Origin of the sequence: Delftia sp. WSY_10 (genome assembly GCF_043104705.1) — a bacterium.
Taxonomy (GTDB): domain Bacteria; phylum Pseudomonadota; class Gammaproteobacteria; order Burkholderiales; family Burkholderiaceae_C; genus Comamonas; species Comamonas tsuruhatensis.
On sequence record NZ_JBICKY010000056.1, the window covers coordinates 422,097 to 442,182 of the forward strand.

At 68.3% G+C, this 20,086-nt stretch carries 20 protein-coding genes; 8 read left to right on the plus strand and 12 right to left on the minus strand.

Going from position 1 to position 20,086, the window contains the following annotated elements; translation table 11 throughout:
* Positions 1-216: 216 nt before the first annotated feature.
* From htpG to ACF8ML_RS24550, 4 genes are all read left to right on the plus strand, one after another.
* Positions 217-2,163 (plus strand): molecular chaperone HtpG, encoded by a 1,947-nt coding sequence (gene htpG, locus ACF8ML_RS24535; RefSeq protein WP_016446577.1) that lies wholly within the window; start codon positions 217-219, stop codon positions 2,161-2,163.
* A 365-nt stretch (positions 2,164-2,528) separates the two neighbouring features.
* Positions 2,529-6,137 (plus strand): IPTL-CTERM sorting domain-containing protein, encoded by a 3,609-nt coding sequence (locus tag ACF8ML_RS24540; RefSeq protein ID WP_392408224.1) that lies wholly within the window; start codon positions 2,529-2,531, stop codon positions 6,135-6,137.
* Between the two features lie 149 nt (positions 6,138-6,286).
* Complete coding sequence (gene xrtH, locus ACF8ML_RS24545; RefSeq protein WP_034366861.1) at positions 6,287-6,838, plus strand: exosortase H; 552 nt, start codon at positions 6,287-6,289, stop codon at positions 6,836-6,838.
* A 10-nt stretch (positions 6,839-6,848) separates the two neighbouring features.
* On the plus strand, positions 6,849-7,604 hold the full coding sequence (locus tag ACF8ML_RS24550; protein WP_392408227.1) for an exosortase H-associated membrane protein: 756 nt from the start codon (positions 6,849-6,851) through the stop codon (positions 7,602-7,604).
* A 19-nt stretch (positions 7,605-7,623) separates the two neighbouring features.
* Here the strand turns inward: ACF8ML_RS24550 and ureG are convergent, their stop codons facing one another.
* The 3 genes from ureG to ureE are packed head-to-tail and all read right to left on the minus strand — an operon-like array spanning position 7,624 to position 9,651.
* Positions 7,624-8,265 (minus strand): urease accessory protein UreG, encoded by a 642-nt coding sequence (gene ureG, locus ACF8ML_RS24555; RefSeq protein ID WP_016446573.1) that lies wholly within the window; start codon positions 8,263-8,265, stop codon positions 7,624-7,626.
* A 20-nt stretch (positions 8,266-8,285) separates the two neighbouring features.
* Positions 8,286-9,002: an urease accessory protein UreF gene (locus ACF8ML_RS24560; RefSeq protein WP_392408349.1), complete on the minus strand. Its 717-nt coding sequence runs from the start codon at positions 9,000-9,002 to the stop codon at positions 8,286-8,288.
* Complete coding sequence (ureE, locus tag ACF8ML_RS24565; RefSeq protein ID WP_016451908.1) at positions 8,995-9,651, minus strand: urease accessory protein UreE; 657 nt, start codon at positions 9,649-9,651, stop codon at positions 8,995-8,997. Before ureE ends, ACF8ML_RS24560 begins: the two co-directional genes overlap by 8 nt.
* Positions 9,652-9,716: 65 nt before the next feature.
* On the opposite strand from ureE, the gene ACF8ML_RS24570 reads away from it, so the two are divergent.
* Together ACF8ML_RS24570 and ACF8ML_RS24575 are read left to right on the plus strand one after the other, a co-directional pair.
* Positions 9,717-9,944: an AbrB/MazE/SpoVT family DNA-binding domain-containing protein gene (locus ACF8ML_RS24570; RefSeq protein WP_016446570.1), complete on the plus strand. Its 228-nt coding sequence runs from the start codon at positions 9,717-9,719 to the stop codon at positions 9,942-9,944.
* Entirely contained in the window at positions 9,941-10,345 is a 405-nt protein-coding gene (locus ACF8ML_RS24575) for a type II toxin-antitoxin system death-on-curing family toxin (protein ID WP_034366858.1), read from the plus strand. The genes ACF8ML_RS24570 and ACF8ML_RS24575 overlap by 4 nt, the downstream gene beginning before the upstream one ends.
* 15 nt (positions 10,346-10,360) lie before the next feature.
* Here the strand turns inward: ACF8ML_RS24575 and ureC are convergent, their stop codons facing one another.
* From ureC to ACF8ML_RS24610, 7 genes are all read right to left on the minus strand, one after another.
* The gene (gene ureC / locus ACF8ML_RS24580; protein ID WP_046239195.1) at positions 10,361-12,064 is read right to left on the minus strand and encodes an urease subunit alpha; all 1,704 of its coding nucleotides are present in this window, start codon (positions 12,062-12,064) and stop codon (positions 10,361-10,363) included.
* 12 nt (positions 12,065-12,076) lie between these two features.
* A complete protein-coding gene (locus ACF8ML_RS24585) occupies positions 12,077-12,382 on the minus strand; it encodes an urease subunit beta (RefSeq protein WP_026062842.1) in 306 nt (101 codons plus the stop codon).
* A gap of 27 nt (positions 12,383-12,409) precedes the next feature.
* Positions 12,410-13,033 (minus strand): HupE/UreJ family protein, encoded by a 624-nt coding sequence (locus ACF8ML_RS24590; protein ID WP_392408228.1) that lies wholly within the window; start codon positions 13,031-13,033, stop codon positions 12,410-12,412.
* A 158-nt stretch (positions 13,034-13,191) separates the two neighbouring features.
* The gene (locus ACF8ML_RS24595) at positions 13,192-13,494 is read right to left on the minus strand and encodes an urease subunit gamma (RefSeq protein WP_017407199.1); all 303 of its coding nucleotides are present in this window, start codon (positions 13,492-13,494) and stop codon (positions 13,192-13,194) included.
* A 17-nt stretch (positions 13,495-13,511) separates the two neighbouring features.
* On the minus strand, positions 13,512-14,420 hold the full coding sequence (locus tag ACF8ML_RS24600) for an urease accessory protein UreD (protein WP_203400024.1): 909 nt from the start codon (positions 14,418-14,420) through the stop codon (positions 13,512-13,514).
* Positions 14,421-14,621: 201 nt separating this feature from the next.
* Positions 14,622-15,860, minus strand: a complete 1,239-nt coding sequence (locus ACF8ML_RS24605; RefSeq protein WP_016446564.1) for an MFS transporter — start codon at positions 15,858-15,860, stop codon at positions 14,622-14,624.
* A gap of 46 nt (positions 15,861-15,906) precedes the next feature.
* Positions 15,907-16,434, minus strand: a complete 528-nt coding sequence (locus tag ACF8ML_RS24610; protein ID WP_074920623.1) for a RidA family protein — start codon at positions 16,432-16,434, stop codon at positions 15,907-15,909.
* Positions 16,435-16,562: 128 nt separating this feature from the next.
* On the opposite strand from ACF8ML_RS24610, the gene soxR reads away from it, so the two are divergent.
* Positions 16,563-17,033, plus strand: coding sequence for a redox-sensitive transcriptional activator SoxR (gene soxR, locus ACF8ML_RS24615; RefSeq protein ID WP_034400108.1), 471 nt, complete (start codon positions 16,563-16,565; stop codon positions 17,031-17,033).
* Positions 17,034-17,061: 28 nt separating this feature from the next.
* Here the strand turns inward: soxR and ACF8ML_RS24620 are convergent, their stop codons facing one another.
* Entirely contained in the window at positions 17,062-18,231 is a 1,170-nt protein-coding gene (locus ACF8ML_RS24620) for an MFS transporter (RefSeq protein WP_154836430.1), read from the minus strand.
* A 314-nt stretch (positions 18,232-18,545) separates the two neighbouring features.
* On the opposite strand from ACF8ML_RS24620, the gene ACF8ML_RS24625 reads away from it, so the two are divergent.
* Positions 18,546-19,013, plus strand: a complete 468-nt coding sequence (locus tag ACF8ML_RS24625) for a hypothetical protein (protein WP_016451899.1) — start codon at positions 18,546-18,548, stop codon at positions 19,011-19,013.
* A 74-nt stretch (positions 19,014-19,087) separates the two neighbouring features.
* Here the strand turns inward: ACF8ML_RS24625 and ACF8ML_RS24630 are convergent, their stop codons facing one another.
* Positions 19,088-20,038: a diguanylate cyclase gene (locus ACF8ML_RS24630; RefSeq protein WP_016446559.1), complete on the minus strand. Its 951-nt coding sequence runs from the start codon at positions 20,036-20,038 to the stop codon at positions 19,088-19,090.
* Positions 20,039-20,086 lie beyond the last annotated feature (48 nt).

A 20,086-nucleotide genomic window follows, 5' to 3' on the forward strand; every position in this document is an offset into this window, starting at 1 on the left:
CTGCGCCCGGGCCCTGCGCGCACTGCCCGCCGAATGGCGGAAAGTGGCGCAGTTATAGCGCTGCGCCTGGCCTGCCGAGAGGGCAAGAAAGTGAACAATCGTCCAGAGCCTGCGTCGCCACAGGGGCGGCGGGCTCTTGAAATTGCATCCGCCGACCCGAGATGAGGGCTGATTTTTTCCCTGTTGTGAACCCATAGGACATAGGACACTGTCTGCATGAGCAAGCAAACCCATTCTTTTCAGGCCGAAGTTGCACAGCTGCTGCACCTGGTCACGCATTCGCTGTATTCCAACCCCGAGATCTTCCTGCGCGAGCTGGTCTCCAACGCATCGGACGCCTGCGACAAGCTGCGCTTCGAGGCGCTGAACAACGCCGCGCTGTATGAAGACCAGCCCAACCTGGAAGTGCGCGTGTCCTTCGACGCCGCCGCCAAGACGCTGACCATTGCCGACACCGGCATCGGCATGAGCGAGCAGGAAGCCATCGACAACCTGGGCACCATCGCCAAGAGCGGCACCAAGGCCTTCATGGAAAAGCTGTCGGGCGACCAGAAGTCGGACTCGCAACTGATCGGCCAGTTCGGCGTGGGCTTTTACTCGGGCTACATCGTGGCCGACAAGATCACCGTGGAAACACGCCGCGCGGGCCTGCCGGCCTCCGAAGGCGTGCGCTGGACCAGCGGCGGCACGGGCGAGTTCGAGGTCGAGCAGATCGAGCGCCCCCAGCGCGGCACCAGCATCACGCTGCACCTGCGCCCCGAGGCCGAGGAGTTCCTCAATGCCTGGAAGATCAAGCAGGTCATCGGCAAGTACTCCGACCACATCAGCCTGCCCATCCTCATGGAGAAGGAGGAATGGAAGGACGGCGAGAACGACCAGCCCGGCGCCATGGTCAAGACCGGCGAGTGGGAGACCATCAACAAGGCCAGCGCGCTGTGGACGCGTCCCAAGAAGGACATCACGGCCGAGCAGTACCAGGACTTCTACAAGGCCATCAGCCACGACTTCGAGAACCCGCTGACCTGGAGCCACAATCGCGTGGAGGGCAACACCGAGTACACGCAGCTGCTGTTCATTCCGGCCAAGGCACCGTTCGATCTCTACAACCGCGACAAGAAGGCCGGCGTCAAGCTCTACGTCAAGCGCGTCTTCATCATGGATGACGCCGAGGCGCTGATGCCCGGCTACCTGCGCTTCGTCAAGGGCGTGATCGACTCGGCCGACCTGCCGCTGAACGTCAGCCGCGAGCTGCTGCAGGAAAGCCGCGACGTGCGCCTGATCCGCGACGGCTCCACCAAGCGCGTGCTGTCCATGCTGGAAGACCTGGCCAAGCACGATCGCCACGAGGCCGGCGAAGGCACGGACGGCGTCACCGACGTGGTCAGCGAAGAGGACAAGGCCAAGGAAGGCAAGTACAGCCAGTTCTACGCCGAGTTCGGCGCCGTGCTCAAGGAAGGCCTGGGCGAGGACTTCGCCAACAAGGAACGCATCGCCAAGCTGCTGCGCTTTGCCTCCACCAGCCAGGAAGACGCCATGGTCTCGCTGGCCGACTACAAGGCCCGCATGAAGGAAGGCCAGGACGCGATCTACTACATCACGGCCGACTCCCTGACGGCAGCGCGCAACAGCCCGCAGCTCGAAGTCTTCCGCAAGAAGGGCATCGAAGTGCTGCTGATGGCCGACCGCGTGGACGAATGGGCCATGGGCTACCTGACCGACTTCGACGGCACGCCGCTGCAGTCCGTGGCCAAGGGCGCCGTGGACCTGGGCAAGCTGCAGGACGAAGAGGAAAAGAAGGCCGCCGAGGAAGCGGCCGAAGCCTTCAAGCCCCTGCTGGCCAAGCTCAAGGAGGCGCTCAAGGACAAGGCCGAGGACGTGCGCGTGTCCACGCGCCTGGTCGACTCGCCGGCCTGCCTGGTGGTGCAGGACGGCGGCATGAGCCTGCAGCTGGCGCGCCTGCTCAAGCAGGCCGGCCAGCAGGCGCCGGACGCCCGCCCCGTGCTGGAGGTCAACCCCGAGCATCCGCTGGTCAAGAAGCTGGACGGATCGGTGCATTTCCATGACCTGGCCAACATCCTGTTCGACCAGGCCGTGCTGGCCGAAGGCGGCATGCCCGAGGACCCGGCCGCCTACGTCAAGCGCGTGAACGCTCTTCTCGCGTGAGTTCCTCACAAGGATCGCCCAGGCGCATTCCATAGGCCTCAGTGCCTGCTCACTGTCGTGCCAGCGCACGGCAGACAAGCCTTCCAAGCCGGTGCCAGCCAAGCTGCCACCGGCTTTTTCACGTCTGCAATCCGTGAGGAAAACCGGTAGTCGTCGGTGGACTCACGGAAAACTCACAAATTCTTCTAAATACTCACTTTTGTCAAAAATTCCATATCATATTTACTTTTGGTAATAAAGAACCATCATGCCTCCCTTTGGTGCGTCCGGTTGTCGGCTTTTTGACAGAGCTGTTCCAGCCGGGCACCCCGTGCGTCCGTGCCTGCGGCATTCGGCGCTGTCAACGAAGCAAAAGAGAGGTTTGTATGGCTTTCACGAGAAAGGGCTGGCTGGCGCGTGCGCTGCTGTCCGGCGGCTTGCTGGCAACAGCGGCTGCCGTGGCGGCGCCGGCCGATACCGACATCCTGGTCAACCAGGATGGTCTCTATGACGGACAGGACGCATCGGCAGGGCCTGCCGGCGGCACCTTCACCTATGTGGCCAAGGTCAGGCACAACAACATCGGTCCCGACGCCGTAGGCGTCACCCTGACCGAGGTGCTGCCCGTGGGCGCCGTGTTCCAGGGCTACAGCAGCAGCCCGGGCGGCATCACCTGCACGGCACCGGCTGCCGGCACGGTGCTCACCGCAGGCAACAACACGCTGGTCTGCAACATCGGCAACCTGGCGCCCGCCGATGGCTTCAAGTCCGTGGGCTTCGAGGTCATCCTGCCGACCGTCGGCACCAACTGGCGCGCCGTGGCCAGCGCGCGCATGGCATCGCCCGACTACGACAACGACCAGAACAACACGCAGCTGGACCGCAACTTCACCACCACCGAGGCCGCCGATCTGGCCATCGCGATGGCGGCTCCCGCCAGCGTCGCCAACGGCGGCGCCTTCCAGTACGTCATCGACGTGCAGAACAAGGGCCCGTCCGAGGTCCCCGCCGGTGGCCGTACCGTGGTGCGTTTCCCCGTGCCCAACGGCGCCGTGGTCACGGGCGTGCCCTCAGGCAGCGGCTGGAGCTGCACGCCGGCCTCGGGCTATCCGCTGATCTCGGGCGAGCTCAACTGCACGCGCGGCGGCCCGGTGCTGCCAGGCGCCGTGCTGCCAGCCATCACCGTGCCGGCCATCGCCAACATGAGCGGCACCATTGCCGGCGCTGCCAGCGTCAAGGGCTACAAGGACGCCAGCACGGAGATGCCCGACGGCCAGTCCGGCAACAACACCGCCAGCGCCGCCGTGGTCTCCAGCGGCAGCGAGTTCGTGGATGTCTCGCTGCGCAAGCAGGTGGCGCCTACAGTGCTGGATGCGCTGCAGGCAACCGAGGTCACCTACACGCTGCAGCCGCGCCGCGAAGGCGGCTCCCTCGTGCCGCGCGATCTCACCATCACCGACACCCTGCCGGCCGGCGTGACCTTCACGGGCTTCGACGGCAGCACGGCGCCCTGGCTCTGCGGCCACAACAGCGGCACCATCACCTGCACCCATGCGGGCGAGTACCCGGTGGCCGGCTACGCCAACATGCAGGCCATCCGCTTCAAGGCCGTCGTGGCTGCGGGCGGGACACCCGGCACGCAGCTGGTGAACCAGGGCGTGATCGGGGTGGCACCCGGCCTCAACGAGCCCAATACGACCAACAACACGGCCAGCGCGGCCGTGGACTTCAGCAACGATGCGCGGCTGAGGCTGGCCAAGGCCGGCCCTGGCCGCCCGGTGCTGGCAGGCCAGGAGTTCGAGTACACGATCACGGTGACCAACACCGGCCCCATGCCCGTGCTGCCGAATCAGCAGATCACCGTGACCGACAATCCCGCAGACGGCCGCATGGCCATCGTCAGCATGTCCGGTGCGGGCACCGGCGCGGGGGAATGGACCTGCACCACCCCGAGCTGCACCTCGACCGCGGGCCTGGCCGTGGGCGCCAGCCGCCAGATCAAGGTCAGGGCCAAGGTCACGCTGGCTTCGGGCCATCTGGACTTCACCAATAACGCCTCCGCTGGCGTGATCGGCCGGGACAATGCATCGGCCACCACCTCCGCGACCGTCACCGTGTCTGCCGACAAGGTGGATGTGGGCATCGTCAAGAGCGTGGTCAGCCCCGTGCCGCCGGCTGCCATCAAGAGCGGTGAGGAGGTCACCTACCAGCTGGTGGTGAAGAACCACTCGGCCAGCACGACGGTGACGAATGTCCGCGTGCGCGACGCGCTGCAGTCCCTGGTCAAGCAGACCGACGGCGTGCGCATCGTGGGCGGCAACCCGGTGGACGAGGCCGGCAATCCCGTGCCGTACACCTACCCGGGCGGCGGCTTTGTCTCCAGCCGCATCGTCTCCGGGGCCAACGCCAGCTGCGGCACTCCTTCGGGCGGCGTCAACAGCGAGACGCGCGATCTGACCTGCGACATCACCTCCATGGCCCCGGAGGCCGAGGTGGTGATCGAGGTCAAGATCCGCCCCAAGCGCGCCACCACCGGCACCTATGCCAACGCGGCCTCGGCCCAGTCCCTGGACATCCATGACGCCGATCCCGGCAACGATTCCTCGACGGCCAGCATCACCGTGCAGGCCATCGCGGAAATCGCCGCGCAAAAGCAGGTCTCGCCCAAGGTGGCGGCTGCGGGAGAGCCGCTGACCTATACGGTCACGGTGCCCAACTACGGCCCCTCGTCGGCCGCCAATGTCACGCTCAAGGACGTGCTGCCTGCAGACGCCATCTTCATCGGCACGCCCACGGTCTCCGGCGGCGGCACCTGCACTCCGGCTGCCACCGATGGCGTGCAGGGCGGAACGCTGGAGTGCGCCTGGGCCAATCCGCTGCCCACAGGCGCGCAGTACACCGTGACCTACAAGATGCGCTCGCGCGGCGATCTGGCGGCTGACACGGAGATCCTCAACACGGTCGCCGTGGACACCGCCACCGAGGAACTGACCAAGGCCAACAACCAGGCCGAGGCCAAGGCCCGGCTCAAGCGTGCCGAGCTGGATGTGAACATCAGCATGCGCCACACGGCGGACGGCCTGGTGCTGGGTGAGGACACCGAATACACCATCACGGTGACCAACTCCGGCCCCTCCTACGCCACCCAGGTGGTCGTGACCGACAAGTTCCCCGCATCGGGCTCCACGGCCACCTTCAGCTACCAGAACGGCCTGGCGCTGGCCGGCATTCCCGGCGCCTCCGCATCCTGGTGCGGCGTGCAGCCGGCGCTGAACGCGACCAGCGGGCCTCTGCAGTGCACCATCCCCTCGCTGGCGCCGGGCCAGAGCATGACCATCAAGTTCAAGATGCGTGCACAGACCCTGCCCGACAAGGCATCGGGCGGCACCATCTACCACGAGGCCTCGGTCAAGCCCTTCGAGACGGAATGGCTGAGCAATGGCGGCGATGTGATCGTCAACAACACCACCACCGACCGGACCTCCACCAGCCGCCAGGGCAATGCCGTGGACCTGGGGATCGGCAAGCAGGGCCCCGCCGGCCCGCTGGACGATGGCGACACGGCCAGCTACACGCTGACCGTCACCAACTACGGCCGCGATCCGCAGTCGCCCGCGGGCGGCTCGGTGACCGACGTGCTGCCCGCCGGGCTGGAGTTCGTCTCGGCCTCGGCAGGCTGCAGCTACGCCAGCGGCACGCGCACCGTGACCTGCAGCGTGCCGCAGCTGGCCCAGGGCGGCACGGCGGTCTTCACGCTGGAGACAAAGCTGGACAAGCCCTACAAGGGCGCCCGCCCGCTGGTCAACTCGGCCACGGTCTCGGTACCCGGTGATGGCAATCCCGACAACGACAAGAGCACGACCACCACGCCGCTCAAGCCGGGGCCGGGTGGCACGGCCAGCATTCCCACGCTGTCGCAGTGGGGCCTGATGCTGATGTCGTCCCTGCTGGCGCTGATGGCGCTGGGGACCATGCGCAGGCGCGAGCGTCGGTGATGCGCCCGTGACGACAAGGGCCGGTGGCGTGATTCACGCACCGGCCTTTGTCGTCTTTGAGCGGTCCGAAGATAATGCGAGCCTATAGAGGGACACTGTTTCGCAACCGCCAGGTCGCAAGCCCGGCAACCAACACTCCAAGACCTGCCATGCTGCGTTTCTTTCTGATCTTTCTGGCCATCCAGCTGACGATGTTCGGGCTGAACTTGCTCAGTTGGGTGCAGCAGCACATCGTGCTGCCCTGGACGGCCTTCCTGGCGCACATCTGCGCCTCGCTGGTGACCTGGTTCGACAGCACGGCCTCGGCCACGGGCAAGGTGCTGTGGAACACGGCCACGGGCTTCGGCGTCTCCATCGAGGCCGGCTGCAACGGCCTGGAGGCCTACATCGTGCTGTTTGCCGCCGTGATGGCCTTCCCCTCGTCATGGCGCCAGAAGCTGGTGGGCCTGCTGGCCGGCTTCGTGGCCGTGCAGGCCATCAATGTGCTGCGCGTCATCAGCCTGTTCTACCTGGGCCAGTGGAGCACCACGGCCTTCAACTTCGCGCATGAGTACCTCTGGCAGGCGCTGATCATGCTGGACGTGCTGGTGTTCTGGCTGCTGTGGGTGCGCTGGAGCGGCCGCAAGGCGCCGTCGCACGATGATGGCGGCCAGCCGCCGCTGCCGCCTGCCGCTGCAGCTTCCGCCGCCGTGGCCGCCTGAGGAGCAGGCCATGATCGGACGCAATCCCATCTCGCGCTTCGCGGGCCTGGCCATGAGCGGCATCGTGGTGCTGACCCTGGCCTGGACGCTGGCGGCTGGCTGGCTGGCCGTGCCGGTGTCCGGCATGAGCAAGTGGGTGCTGGAGAACGCCGCCAACGGCTGGGTGCAGCGCGTGGACCTGGAGACGCCCCGCAACCTGGTCGTCAATTCCTCGGTCCAGGTCTCCAACGAGCAGACCGGCTGGCGCCGCGCCGAGGCCATCGTCGAGGTCGATCCCGCCCGCTACGGCTACGGCCTGCCCGTGCTGGTGGCCATGCTGCTGGCGGCCTGGGGGCCGGGCCGGTGGTGGCGCATCCTGGTGGGGTATGTGGCGCTGCTGCCCTTGCAGACCTTCAGCGTGGTCTCGCAGGTGCTGATGCAGCTGTGCCTTGCGGCGCGGCTTGACCTCAACGTGCTGGGCATACAGACATGGCAGCTGGAGGCCATCGTCTACGCCTACCAGATGGGCGGGCTGATGGTGCCCACGCTGTGCCCGGTGCTGCTGTGGCTGGCGCTGGACATGGGCTTTGTGCGCCGCGTGCTGCTGCCGGCCTGGAACCGCAGCCGGGCGCCTGCCGCCGCGCCCCAGCCCATGGTGGCGCCCAAGCCCTCGGCCTGGCGCCAGACCGATGGCGCCGCCACCTCCACCGGCCACCCGCTGGTGTCTTCCAGCAGCGCGGCCACCCTGCCCAAGGCCAAGGCCACCAGCGGCACGCCGCAGCGCTGAAGGCCGTGCGCGGCCGTCTTCAGGCCTGAGCGGGCATGGGCGGCAGCAGGCCGCGCTCGGTGATGAAGTCGATCACCTCGCGCAGGCCCTTGCCGCTTTTCACGCTGCCCATCACATAGGGCTTGTGGGCGCGCATGCGCTGCGTGTCGGCTTCCATGATGGACAGATTGGCGCCCACGTAGGGCGCCAGGTCGGTCTTGTTGACCACCAGCAGATCGCTCTTGGTGATGCCGGGGCCGCCCTTGCGCGGAATTTTCTCGCCGCCGGCCACGTCGATCACGTAGATGGTCAGGTCCGACAGCTCGGGGCTGAAGGTGGCGGCCAGGTTGTCGCCGCCGCTTTCGATGAAGACGATGTCCGCCTCGGGGAACTGGCGCAGCATGCGGTCCACGGCCTCGAGGTTGATGGAGGCGTCCTCGCGGATGGCCGTGTGCGGGCAGCCGCCGGTCTCCACGCCCATGATGCGCTCGGGCGGCAGGGCCTCGGCCACCGTCAGCAGGCGCTGGTCTTCCTTGGTGTAGATGTCGTTGGTGATGACCACCAGGTCGTAGTGGGCGCGCATGGCCTTGCACAGCATCTCCAGCAGCGTGGTCTTGCCGGAGCCGACCGGGCCGCCGATGCCGACGCGCAGCGGGGGGAGTTTCTTGGTGCGGGTGTTCATGGTGGACTTGGGGTGAGTGATCAGGACCGGAAGAGCCGGGAGTACTGGTGTTCGTGCCGCGCCTGCAGCACGCTCCATTGGGGCAGCATGGTGTCCAGCCGGGGCGGCTGCGCGTCGGCGCGGCGGCGGGCCTCGCCCACGGCCTGCTCCAGCAGCGGATGCAGGGCCAGCAGCAGGCTCTGGCCCGCCACCTGGCCCAGCGGCACGGCCTTGATGGCGGCGGCCACCTGGTTCTCCAGCCAGGCAAAGCCATAGGCCAGCAGGGCATGGTCCTCGTCGGCATCCACGGCGGCGCAGGCGCAGGCAAAGGCCGTGGGATAGGCCAGGCCAGGGTTGTCCACAAGGGCGCCCAGTTGTGCGATGCGGGGCGCAAAGGCCTCGCCGCCCCAGGGCACGGAGCGCAGCAGGCTGTGCAGCGACCAGCCCATCTGCAGCGTCTCGGCACGGGCCTCGCGGCTGTCGCGGCTGGCAATGAACCACTGGTTCCATTCGCGCACCGCCCCCTCGTCGCCTGCGCTCCAGGCCCGGCGCAGCAGCAGCCACAGCGGCGCCTCGCAGCGTGCAAAGCCGTGGACCAGCGCATCGGCAATCCAGGTGCGCGCCGTGCCGGCGTCCGTGACCAGGCCGTGCTCGATGGCGGCCTCCAGCCCCTGCGAATAGCTGAAGCCGCCCACGGGCAGCTGGGGCGATGCCAGGTGCAGCAGGGCGCACAGGCCCTGTATCGACAGGTCAGCCATGCGGATGGTCGTGGCCGTGCCCGTGTCCGCAGCAGCCTTTGTGATCATGGTCATGGCTGTGGTCGTGGCCATGTTCATGCCCGTGGGAATGATCGTGTGAATGGTCGTGTGAATGGCCGTGTGCGTGCCCATGGTCATGCAGCGCATACACGCTCTGCGCCAGCGCCTGGTCTTCGGCAAAGCTGGCGTCATGGCCGTGGCGGTGGCCGCCGCCATAGGCGCCGGCCTCGGGCTCGAAGGGCGCATCCACCAGGGCCACCTGCGCGCCCAGGCGCAGCAGCATGTCGTGCAGCACAGGGTCGTTTTCCAGGTGCAGGTGGGTGGGGGTGACCTCCACCGGGATATGCCGGTTGCCCAGGTGGTAGGCCGCACGCAGCAGGCCCAGCGGCGTGGCCGCCGTCACGCGCAACACCGCCTGGGGCGCGGCGCGCACGGCGACCAGGCTGCCATCCTCTGCCACCAGCACATCGCCGCCGCGCAGCACGCTGCCGCGCGCCAGCACCACGGCAAGCTCGCGCCCCGTGGAGTCGATGGCCGCAAAGCGGCTCTTCTGGCGCATGTCCCAGTCCAGTTCCAGCGTGGCGGCGCGCCTGACCAGCACGGCGGCAAGGCCGCCGCCCTGGGGCATGTGTTTGTTGACGGTGAGCATGAATTGTTTCGTATTAACGTTCGTTATAACATTGCGAGGTCAATGACTTCCCTGGAGATTCCATCATGACCACTCTCAAACTCACCCAGGTCGGCAATTCCGTGGGCTTGATCCTGCCCAAGGAGATTCTGGCGAAGCTGAACCTGGGCAAAGGCGACACGGTGTATCTGACCGAGGTTGCCGACGGTGGCATCAAGCTTTCTCCGTATGACGAGGACTTCGGGCAGCAGATGGATGCAGCGCGCCTGATCATGAAAAAGCGGCGTGGTGTTTTGCGTGAGCTGGCGAAATGACCGGGAACATGCAGGTTTGGGTCTGGCTCAGCGAGGCCGTCATGCTGGCTGTTCACGAAGAGCAACTGACCGAGCATGGTGGCCCGGCGGGCGTGCGTGATGCCGGGTTGCTGGCATCCGCCCTGGCCAGGCCACGCCATCTGGCCGCTTATGGGGCGCCTGATGCGGCCGAGCTGGCAGCCAGCTATGGCTTTGGCATCGCGCGCAACCATCCCTTTGCGGATGGCAATAAACGCACAGCCTTTGTGGCGACCGAGCTGTTTCTCCATCTCAATGGCTGGGAATTGACGGCGGGTGACGAGTCCTGTGTGCTGACCATGGTGGCCTTGGCCGCAGGCGAACTGGACGAGGCCGGGTTCGCCCTCTGGATACGTGAGCACAGTGCGCCCTTGCCCCGCTGACCCCATTGCTCCCCCTTAAAAAAGAAAATACCGCTGCGCCATCGGCAGCTCGGTGGCGGGCTCGCAGGTCAGCAGCTGGCCGTCGGCCACGACCTGGTAGGTCTCGGGATCGACGCTGATGTCGGGCTGCCAGTCGTTGTGCACCATGTCGCGCTTGCTGACGCTGCGGCAGTTTTCCACGGCCACGGTGCGCTTGCGCAGGCCGTAGCGGTCGGCCACGCCGGCCTGCTGGGCGGCCTGCGAGATGAAGGTGAGGCTGGCCGCCGCCACGCCGCTGCCCTGGCCCGCGAACATGGGGCGGTAGTGCACGGGCTGGGGCGTGGGGATGCTGGCGTTGGGGTCGCCCATGGCGGCGCTGGCGATGCTGCCACCCTTGAGGATGAGGCTGGGCTTGACGCCGAAGAACGCAGGCCGCCACAGCACCAGGTCGGCCAGCTTGCCGACCTCGACCGAGCCCACGACATGGGCGATGCCATGCGTGCGTGCGGGGTTGATGGTGTACTTGGCCACGTAGCGCTTGACACGGAAGTTGTCGTGGCGCGCGTTGTCGCCCGGCAGGCTGCCGCGCTGGACCTTCATCTTGTGCGCGGTCTGCCAGGTGCGCAGCACGACCTCGCCCACGCGGCCCATGGCCTGGCTGTCGCTGGAGATCATGGAGAAGGCGCCCAGGTCGTGCAGCACGTCCTCGGCGGCGATGGTCTCGCGGCGGATGCGGCTTTCGGCGAAGGCGATGTCCTCGGCAATCGAGGCGTCCAGGTGGTGGCAGACCATGAGCATGTCCAGGTGCTCGTCCAGCGTGTTCACCGTGTAGGGCCGCGTGGGGTTGGTGGACGAGGGCAGCACGTTGGCCTCGCCGCAGACCTTGATGATGTCGGGCGCGTGGCCGCCGCCCGCGCCTTCGGTGTGGTAGGTGTGGATGGTGCGGCCCTTGAAGGCGGCCACCGTGGCCTCGACGAAGCCGCCCTCGTTGAGCGTGTCGGTGTGGATGGCGACCTGGGTGTCGGTCTCGTCGGCCACGCCCAGGCAGCAGTCGATGGCGGCGGGCGTCGATCCCCAGTCCTCGTGCAGCTTCAGGCCGATGGCGCCTGCCGCGATCTGCTCGCGCAGCGGCGCGGCCTGGCTGGCGTTGCCCTTGCCCAGCAGGCCGATGTTCATGGGGTAGCCGTCCACGGCCTGCAGCATGCGCTCCATGTGCCAGGGACCGGGCGTGACCGTGGTGGCGAAGGTGCCCGTGGCCGGGCCCGTGCCGCCGCCGATCATGGTGGTCACGCCGCTGGTCAGCGCCTCGTCGATCTGCTGCGGGCAGATGAAGTGGATGTGCGTGTCGATGCCGCCGGCCGTGACGATCATGCCCTCGCCCGCAATGATTTCCGTGCCGGGGCCGATGACGATGGTCACGCCCGGCTGCATGTCCGGGTTGCCGGCCTTGCCTATGCCGGCGATCAGCCCGTTCTTGATGGCGATGTCGGCCTTGACGATGCCCCAGTGGTCGATGATCACGGCATTGGTGATGACGGTGTCGGCGCAGTCGGCGGCCATGCGCTGGCTCTGGCCCATGCCGTCGCGGATGACCTTGCCGCCGCCGAACTTGACCTCTTCGCCGTAGATCGTGTGGTCCTTCTCGATCTCGATGACCAGGGCCGTGTCGGCCAGCCGCAGGCGGTCGCCCACGGTGGGGCCGAACATCTCGGCATAGGCCTGACGCGTGATGCTTGCCATGAATGTTCCCTTTCAGAGAGGTCCCATCACCTTGGCGTTGAAGCCATAGATGATGCGGTCGCCGGAGATTTCCACCAGTTCCACTGTGCGTTCCTGGCCCGGCTCGAAGCGCACGGCCGTGCCGGCCGCGATGTTCAGCCGCCAGCCGCGTGCGGCGGCGCGGTCGAAGTGCAGGGCCTCGTTGACCTCGAAGAAATGAAAGTGCGAGCCCACCTGCACGGGCCGGTCGCCGGTGTTGGTGACCGTGAGGGTCTGCACGGGCCGGCCTGCGTTCAGCAGGATCTCGCCGGGCTCGGCCAGCAGTTCGCCGGGGGTGATGCGCTCGGTCATGTGCGGCTCCCGCGCTCAGCCTGCCAGCGCCACGGCACCGTAGCCCATGGCGGCCACACCTGCCAGGCGTGCGGCCCAGGCCGAAGCCGTGCCGCCGCGCATGGCCCGGCCAAAGGCCACGCCCAGCGCATGCAGCACCAGCGTGGTGGCGACCATGCCCGCCATGTAGGCCCAGAACACGGCTGCGGGCAGCGCGTGGGGGAAGACCTCGCCATGCGCGTATCCGTGGAACAGCGCGAAGGCGCCGGCCAGCACCATGGCCAGGGCCACGGGCAGGCGGCGCTGGGCCACCAGCAGCAGGCCGAAGGCCAGCAGCGATGCAGCCACCATGGGCTCGACGGCCGGCAGCTCCAGCGGGGTCTGCGTCAGCGCCAGGCCCAGCGCCATGCATGCGGCAAAGGCCACGGGCGGCAGCCACTGGCGCTTGAGCATCAGCCCGCACCACAGGCCCAGCGCCAGCATGGCCAGCAGATGGTCCAGGCCCGCGATGGGATGGGACAGCCCGGCCATCAGGGCCTGCATGGCGCCGTCGCCGGCATGCAGGTGGGCGCCGGCCCCCGTATGGGCGCTGGCGGCCGTGGCGGCGGCCAGCAGGGCCGGGGCGAGCAGGTAGTTGAAAGTGTTGCGGAATCTGAACATGGAGATCTCCTTGATCGCTATCGAGACTGGATCTGCCCACGGCACAAGCGGATGCAGCGGGCTGGTTGGGGGTGCCCAGCAAGGGCCTAAGCTGGCCGCGCCGCCCCGCAGCGATGGCGCCGTCCCCCTTGGGGGAAGCGGCGTAGCCGCTCAGGGGGTCAAACTATTGGATGATGAACGGTGACCAGCTTGGTGCCGTCCGGGAAAGTGGCTTCGACCTGGATGTCCGGGATCATTTCTGGGATGCCCTCCATCACATCGGCGCGCGTCAGCACCGTGGTGCCCAGGTGCATGAGCTCGGCCACGGTCTTGCCGTCGCGCGCCCACTCCAGCACGGCAGCGCTGATCAGCGCCACGGCCTCGGGGTAGTTGAGCTTCAGGCCGCGCGCCTTGCGCCGCTCGGCCACCAGGGCTGCGGTGAACAGCAGCAGCTTGTCTTTTTCACGCGGGGTGAGTTCCATGGATGAGTCTCCGTTGATCAGGTGGCCCAGAGGCGGGGAGGGCGGGCAGGCATGTCCAGCAGTGCGGGGCGCAGCAGGCGCCAGCCTTCATGCAGCACGGCCCGTGCCGCCTCCATGCGCCGCGCCAGCACGCGCAGCAGCAGCACCGAGGGCGCGCCGCCCTGGCCGGCCAGCAGGCTGGCGCCGGCGCGCACTTCGTCGCTCCAGGGCAGGCTGGCGGCCAGTTGCTCGCTCAATGGCTCCATGGCCGCCAGGGGTTCCGGGGCCACGGCCCAGAGGCTGGCCTGTATGGGCAAGCCTGCCCAGGCAACCGGGCTGGACAGCAGGGCATGGCCGCAGTGCAGCTCGCCCTGTTCCAGCCACAGTGGCAGGCCCGCATGGGTCAGCCGGTTGTGAAGCTGCAGCCGCGCAGGCGGTGCGTCGGCATGGTTCCAGTGCTCGCCTGCGCCATAGCGGCCCAGCACCGTGGCGTCCCAGCCGATGGCGCGCGCGCCCGGCGCAAGATCCAGGTCCAGCGCCATGGTGGCGTCGGCACCGGCAAACAGCATGTTTTCCTGCGGCAGCCATTCCAGGATGGCGCCTTCTTCCACGCGCAGCCGCACGCGCTGCGCGGCCGGGCGGCCCTGGGACTTGTACCAGCGCGTGGCGCCTGGCGTGGTCAGCAGGGCGTGGGCGCCGGGCTCCACGGTCACATCGATCTGCAACTGGTCGCCGCCGGCCACGCCGCCGGGCGGGTGCAGCAGCACGGCATGGCAGATGCCGGGGCCTTCGGGGTGCAGCGGTTTTTGCACGCGCAGCGGGCCGCTGTGGCGTGCGTGGGAAAGCACGCTGCCCTGGCCGGCACGGTGCCCGAAGCGCAGCTCCAGCATGGCCTGCCAGCCCGAGGCGGACGTGGGCACGGCGGTGATCGGTAGCGCTGCGGACATGGGCGGGGCGGACGGTACAGGGCGTGTGGGTGGTAACGGCCTTCCGTCATGCATTTAGCGTGCCAATCCGGTGCAGTGGCGGCTGCGCCCTGCTGGTGCGCTGGCGCATCGGATTGGTGCGTGCGCTGCCATGCGCGGGGCGGAATGCGGCACGCTTGCGGTGCATTCCTGCGCCGCCGTGCCGCAGGTTGGTGCGATGCCCTACGCCCGTGCCTTGGCCTGGCGCGCCAGGCTTCTGTCCCAGGCGACCACGGCCAGCGTGCACAGGCTCAGGGCCAGGCCTGCAACGCCGGCACCCGTCCATCCCCAGTGCAGCCACACCGTCGAGCCCACGGCCGAGCCCAGCGAGGCGCCGATGAAGTACCCCGTCATGTAGACCGCATTGATGCGCGATCGCGCCGAAGGCGCCAGCGCGTAGATCACGTTCTGGTTGCTGATGTGCAGGGCCTGCAGCGCAGCATCGACGATGAGCAGCCCCGCCAGGAACCACCACAGGCTGGTGCCGCCCAGCCACAGCGCCCCCCAGCCCGCCAGCATGAGCAGGCCGCCGGCCAGCGTGGTGCGCTGCTCCAGCCCCCGGTCGGCCAGCCGGCCGGCCATGTTGGCCATGAGGGCGCCGGCCACGCCGACCAGGCCGATGAGGCCGATCTGCGCATCGCCGAACCCGTAGCCCGGCCCGGCCAGCAGCAGTGCCATGGTGGAGAACAGCACGCTCACCGTGGCAAAGCCCATGCCGCCGATCAGCGCCCGGCTGCGCAGGCGCGGCTGCTCACGCGCCAGCGTGAGCAGGGAGCGCATCACCGCGCCATAGCCGATGCGCTGGGCCGGCTGCGCAAGCGGCAGCGCGCGCCGCAGCAGCAGGGCCACGCCGGCCGTGGCCAGGGCACCGACCCAGTACACGGCATTCCAGCCGCCCAGGTCCGAGAGCACGCCGGCCACGCTGCGCGAGGCCAGGATGCCGATCAGCAGCCCGCTCATGACCAGGCCCACGGCGCGCCCGCTGGCGCCGGGCGCCGCAAAGCTGGCCGCCATGGGCACCAGCACCTGGGCCGCGACCGAGAACAGCCCCGTCATCAGCGTGCCCGCCGCCAGCAGCGCAAAGCTGTGCGCCATGCCGCTGGCCAGCATGCCCAGCGCGGCCAGCAGCATCAGGCCCAGCACCAGGCGGCGGCGTTCCAGCATGTCGCCCAGCGGCACGAGCAGCAGCAGTCCCAGCGCATAGGAGACCTGGGCCATGGTCACTGTCAGTGAGGCACGCGCCTCGCTGATGCCCAGGTCGATGGCGATGGAGTGCAGCAGCGGCTGGTTGAAGTAATTGGCGCCCGCGCACAGGCCGCAGGCCGTGGCCATGAGCAGCAGGGTGCTCTGGGGCAGCACGGGCGCGGCGGTGGCCTGCATGGGCGGCGAGGGCAGGGCGGGGGCCGGGGAGGATCTGTTCATCGGACGAATGCCTGTGGTATCTGCTGATGGGTGGCAAGCGGATGGCTCAGACCCACAGCGGCGGCCGCGCCGGCTGGGCGGTGGCGGGCAGTGCGGCCACGGCATCGACCTCGATCAGCATGCCGGGCAGGGCCAGCCGGGGCACGGGGATCAGGGTGCAGGCCGGAAAGCGCGGCAGGGTATTGCTGGGGGCGCCATCGCCGGGGGAACCATCTCCCCAATGCAGGCGCACGGCGGCCTGCCAGTCGTTGAAGCGGGCCTCCGAGTGGTCGACGATGAGCAGGGTCAGCTTGACCACCTGGCCCATGTCCGCGCCCGCCGCCTGCAGCGCCAGCTTGAGGTTGGACAGCGCCTGCTGCGCCTGGGCCGCGAAGCTGTCGGGCAAGTCGCCCGCCTGGTTCTCGCCGCCCTGGCCCGAGACGAAGGCCCATTGCGCCGGCCCGTGCACGGTGACCACATGGGTGTAGCCGTTGGGCGTGGCGTCGTAGAGGCCGGCGGGCTGCAGATGGTGCAGTTGCGGGGCCGTGGAAGCGGCGGGCTGTGCCGAGGCGGCTGGAAGTGCGTCGTGTTGCATGGTGGGCCTGGAGTCCGAAAGTGCGCCGGCTGGACCGGTGAGGCTTGCCAGTGTGAAACCTCAACCAAAGTTGAGGTCAAATGCAGGCCTGCTTGGACCTATTTTTCCTGCGCCTATTTTCTGCTGCCATGAATCTGTCTTCTGCCGGTGTCACCGCGTCCGACCATGACGGGCCGGCCATCCTCTCCGTGGGCGAAGTGGCCCGGCGCAGTGGCATCACCGTCTCGGCCCTGCATTTCTACGAGCGCCAGGGGCTGATCGAGAGCCTGCGCACGCCCGGCAACCAGCGCCGCTATGCGCGTGCCGTGCTGCGGCGCGTGGCCGTCATCAGGGTGGCCCAGCGCATGGGCGTGCCGCTGGCCGAGATTGCCGAGGCGCTGCAGGAGCTGCCCAGCGGCCGCACGCCCACGCAGGCCGACTGGAGCGCGCTGTCCGCGCGCTGGCGCCATGCGCTGGATGCGCGCATCCAGGGGCTGACCCAGCTGCGCGACCAGATCGACGGCTGCATTGGCTGCGGCTGCCTGTCCCTCAAGGTCTGCCCGCTGCGCAATGACGGCGATTGCCTGGCCAAGGACGGGCCGGGGCCGCACTTTCGCTGAATAGCATGCGCGTGGGCGCGAACAGGCCCTAGTGCTTGGGCATGGGCAGCGTGGGCGTGCGCGTGCACATCCAGCACAGCCAGCCGGCCAGCGCGCCCATGACGATGCAGTAGGCGACCAGGGCCTCGGTGATGCCGATGTGGTCCGAGAGCCAGCCCAGGCCGAGGATGGGCACGATGGTGCCCAGGTAGCCGACCACCAGGTACGTGGACAGCAGGCCCGTGCGCGTGGCCGGTGTCGAGACCTTGTTGACGATGGACATGCCCGCCAGGTTGCACAGGCCGTGGCCCGCCGCCGTGGCGATCACGCTGAGCGCGAACAGCAAGGCCGAGCCCGCAAAGCTGTTGACCAGCAGCAGGAGGTTGCAGGCCACCAGGCAGGCAAAGCCCAGAATGGCCGAGCCCTTGGTCGGGCGCGGGCGCGCCAGGTACTGGAAGCCCGCCGAGAGGAACAGGATCACGCCGATGGACAGGCCAGAAACGGCCGGCCCATGCCAGGGCACCATGCGCTGCATGAAGCTGGGCGCCAGCGATGCGAACAGGCTGAACATGCCGAAGGCGCAGAACGCACACATGCCGCCCAGCGCGTAGTGGCGCGCAAAGCGGCGCTCGGGCAGGGTGATGGTGGGCATGAAATCACGCCAGTGCAGCGCGCGTGCCTGGGTGGAGGCCAGCTCCGCCGGCTCGGCGATGCGCACCTGGTACAGCGCATAGACGGCCAGCAGGCCCAGCCCCAGCGAGGGGATATAGGCCGTGACCAGCGGCCAGGGCAGCCACTGCGCGATCAGCCCGCCCACCACGGGGCCCAGCCCGAAGCCGAAGGCAATGGTCAGGCTGGTCGTGGCCGCGGCGCGCTGCAGGTCGCCCCGGTTGTTGAGCCGGGTCATGCCCACCGAGGCCGAGGTGGTGATCAGCCCCGAAGCCACGCCGATCACCACGCGGCCCAGCGCAAAGCTGGGCACGTTCCAGGCCACGGTGGAGGCCAGCACGCCCAGCGTCATCAGGATCAGGCCTGCGCGCAGCACGGCGACAAAGCCGAAGCGGTCGGTCAGCCGGCCCAGGAACAGCAGGCTGGCCAGCGCGCCGAACATGTAGGCCACGAAGATCTGCGTGATGTGGCTGGGCTGCAGCCCCCAGGCCTGCTGGTACAGCGGGTACAGCGGGCTGGCCAGGGCCGTGCCCATGACACCCACGCACATGGAAAAACACACCCACGCATAGGGCGGCCAACGGGTTTGCATAGAAAAAGGGAACGCGAAGAAGACGAAAGCGAGGGAAAGAGGCGCCGCGCAGGCCTTGCGCCCCGAGGCGCCGCGGCACTGTCCGGGAGCGCATGGAATCTGGAATGACCCGCAGGCCAATGGGTGAATTCTAAGAAACCCGCGTGTCCTGGGTGTTGCGCCGCCTCCGAGCCCCTGGCATGCACCCGGGCATACCGCTGGCATCGTGCGCCAGGCGGGCGGGTGTACCCTGTGGCCGTCCCTGTGTTTTCCCCTTGTCCTGAGAGTCCGGCATGCCAGTTCCACCCACCGCCTTCATCACCTGCCCGCCATCGCGCAAGGCGGCTGGTGCCGCGCTTGCCGCCTGTGCGCTGCTGCTGGCCGGTTGCGGCTCGGTAGGCGGCGGCGTGGGCATAGGCATTCCCGTCGGCCCGGTATCGGTGGGCGTCGGGCTGGGCAGCGGCGGGCTGAGCGCCGGTGTCGGCACGGGCGTGGGGCCGCTGGGCGTTGGGGTGGGCGTCAACCAGAGTGGCCAGGTCCTGGGCAGCGCCGGCGTGGGCGCCTCCACGGGCGTGGGCGGCGCGCGGGTGGGTGTGGGCGTGGGCTCGTCCACCGTGCTGCACGACCCGCAGCGCTCCGCCACCCAAACACCGCAGGAGCCCGCACCTGCAGCGCCCTCCCAGACCCCCGCCGGCCAGCTGCAATGGCGCGACGCCAGCGGTCAGGTCGTACCGGCCTGCCGCGTCGACGGGCGTTGCTAACGCTTAAGCGTATGCGTCGCCCTGTAAGGTGCGCCTGGCCCAGCCTAGGGCAGCCGCTCAGGGGGTACTTCGGTTCACCCCGCCCAGACGATACGGTCCCGGCCCGCGTTCTTGGCGAGGTACAGGCGCCGGTCGGCATCGGCCAGCAATTGGTCGGCGCTGTTGTCGGGCGAAGGCGCCATGCTGGCCACACCCAGGCTGACGGTCAGCGCATGGCCCAGGGGCGAGGCGGCGTGGGGCAGGTCCAGCGCCCTGAGCGCATCGACGATGCCCTGCGCAACCAGCACCGCGCCGTCCAGCGCCGTATGGGGCAGCAGGCAGACGAATTCCTCGCCGCCATAGCGCGCCAGCAGGTCGCCAGGCCGGTGCAGCGCGCCCTGTATGGCCTGGGACAGCTGGCTCAGGCATTCATCGCCGACCAGATGGCCGTAGTGGTCGTTGTAGGCCTTGAAGTGGTCCACATCGATCATCACCAGCGACAGCGGCTCGCCCAGCCGCTGCAGGCGCATGAACTCGCGCTCCAGCTGGGCGCCGAAAAAGCGCCGGTTGGCCGTGCCCGTCAGCCCGTCGCTGTGCGAGAGCAGCTGCAGCATCTTGCGCTGCTGTGCAATCTCCAGATGCGTGCGCACACGCGCCTTGAGCACGGGCGGGCGAAAGGGCTTGGTCACGAAATCCACCGCGCCCAGGTTCAGTCCCAGTTCCTCGCAATGGGGCTCGGTCAGCGCCGTGAGAAAGATGACGGGGATGTGGGCGGTTTCCAGGTCCGCCTTCAGGCGCCGGCAGACCTCGAAGCCGTCCATCTCGGGCATGCGGATGTCCAGCAGGATGAGGTCGGGCAGGTACTGGCGGGCCAGGGTCAGCGCGTCCTCGCCCGTGTGGGCCATGAGCACGCTGCACAGATCCTTGATCACCTGGCAGATGATGGCGGCGTTGTCCGGGACGTCGTCCACCACAAGCACCTTCTGCCCGGCAGGCAAGGGCTGTAGCGGGTTGGGCAGCGTAGGGGGGAAGGCGGAGTAGGGCATGGCCGGTGGGATTTCGGGCCGAGAATACCCCGGAACCCGCAGCCCTGG

Bases quoted from the DNA above. Each gene is read 5' to 3' on its own strand.
- htpG (WP_016446577.1), top strand. From the start codon at position 217: ATGAGCAAGCAAACCCATTCTTTTCAGGCCGAAGTTGCACAGCTGCTG.
- ACF8ML_RS24540 (WP_392408224.1), top strand. From the start codon at position 2,529: ATGGCTTTCACGAGAAAGGGCTGGCTGGCGCGTGCGCTGCTGTCCGGC.
- xrtH (WP_034366861.1), top strand. From the start codon at position 6,287: ATGCTGCGTTTCTTTCTGATCTTTCTGGCCATCCAGCTGACGATGTTC.
- ACF8ML_RS24550 (WP_392408227.1), top strand. From the start codon at position 6,849: ATGATCGGACGCAATCCCATCTCGCGCTTCGCGGGCCTGGCCATGAGC.
- ureG (WP_016446573.1), bottom strand. From the start codon at position 8,265: ATGAACACCCGCACCAAGAAACTCCCCCCGCTGCGCGTCGGCATCGGC.
- ACF8ML_RS24560 (WP_392408349.1), bottom strand. From the start codon at position 9,002: ATGGCTGACCTGTCGATACAGGGCCTGTGCGCCCTGCTGCACCTGGCA.
- ureE (WP_016451908.1), bottom strand. From the start codon at position 9,651: ATGCTCACCGTCAACAAACACATGCCCCAGGGCGGCGGCCTTGCCGCC.
- ACF8ML_RS24570 (WP_016446570.1), top strand. From the start codon at position 9,717: ATGACCACTCTCAAACTCACCCAGGTCGGCAATTCCGTGGGCTTGATC.
- ACF8ML_RS24575 (WP_034366858.1), top strand. From the start codon at position 9,941: ATGACCGGGAACATGCAGGTTTGGGTCTGGCTCAGCGAGGCCGTCATG.
- ureC (WP_046239195.1), bottom strand. From the start codon at position 12,064: ATGGCAAGCATCACGCGTCAGGCCTATGCCGAGATGTTCGGCCCCACC.
- ACF8ML_RS24590 (WP_392408228.1), bottom strand. From the start codon at position 13,033: ATGTTCAGATTCCGCAACACTTTCAACTACCTGCTCGCCCCGGCCCTG.
- ACF8ML_RS24595 (WP_017407199.1), bottom strand. From the start codon at position 13,494: ATGGAACTCACCCCGCGTGAAAAAGACAAGCTGCTGCTGTTCACCGCA.
- ACF8ML_RS24600 (WP_203400024.1), bottom strand. From the start codon at position 14,420: ATGTCCGCAGCGCTACCGATCACCGCCGTGCCCACGTCCGCCTCGGGC.
- ACF8ML_RS24605 (WP_016446564.1), bottom strand. From the start codon at position 15,860: ATGAACAGATCCTCCCCGGCCCCCGCCCTGCCCTCGCCGCCCATGCAG.
- ACF8ML_RS24610 (WP_074920623.1), bottom strand. From the start codon at position 16,434: ATGCAACACGACGCACTTCCAGCCGCCTCGGCACAGCCCGCCGCTTCC.
- soxR (WP_034400108.1), top strand. From the start codon at position 16,563: ATGAATCTGTCTTCTGCCGGTGTCACCGCGTCCGACCATGACGGGCCG.
- ACF8ML_RS24620 (WP_154836430.1), bottom strand. From the start codon at position 18,231: ATGTGCGTGGGTGTCATGGGCACGGCCCTGGCCAGCCCGCTGTACCCG.
- ACF8ML_RS24625 (WP_016451899.1), top strand. From the start codon at position 18,546: ATGCCAGTTCCACCCACCGCCTTCATCACCTGCCCGCCATCGCGCAAG.
- ACF8ML_RS24630 (WP_016446559.1), bottom strand. From the start codon at position 20,038: ATGCCCTACTCCGCCTTCCCCCCTACGCTGCCCAACCCGCTACAGCCC.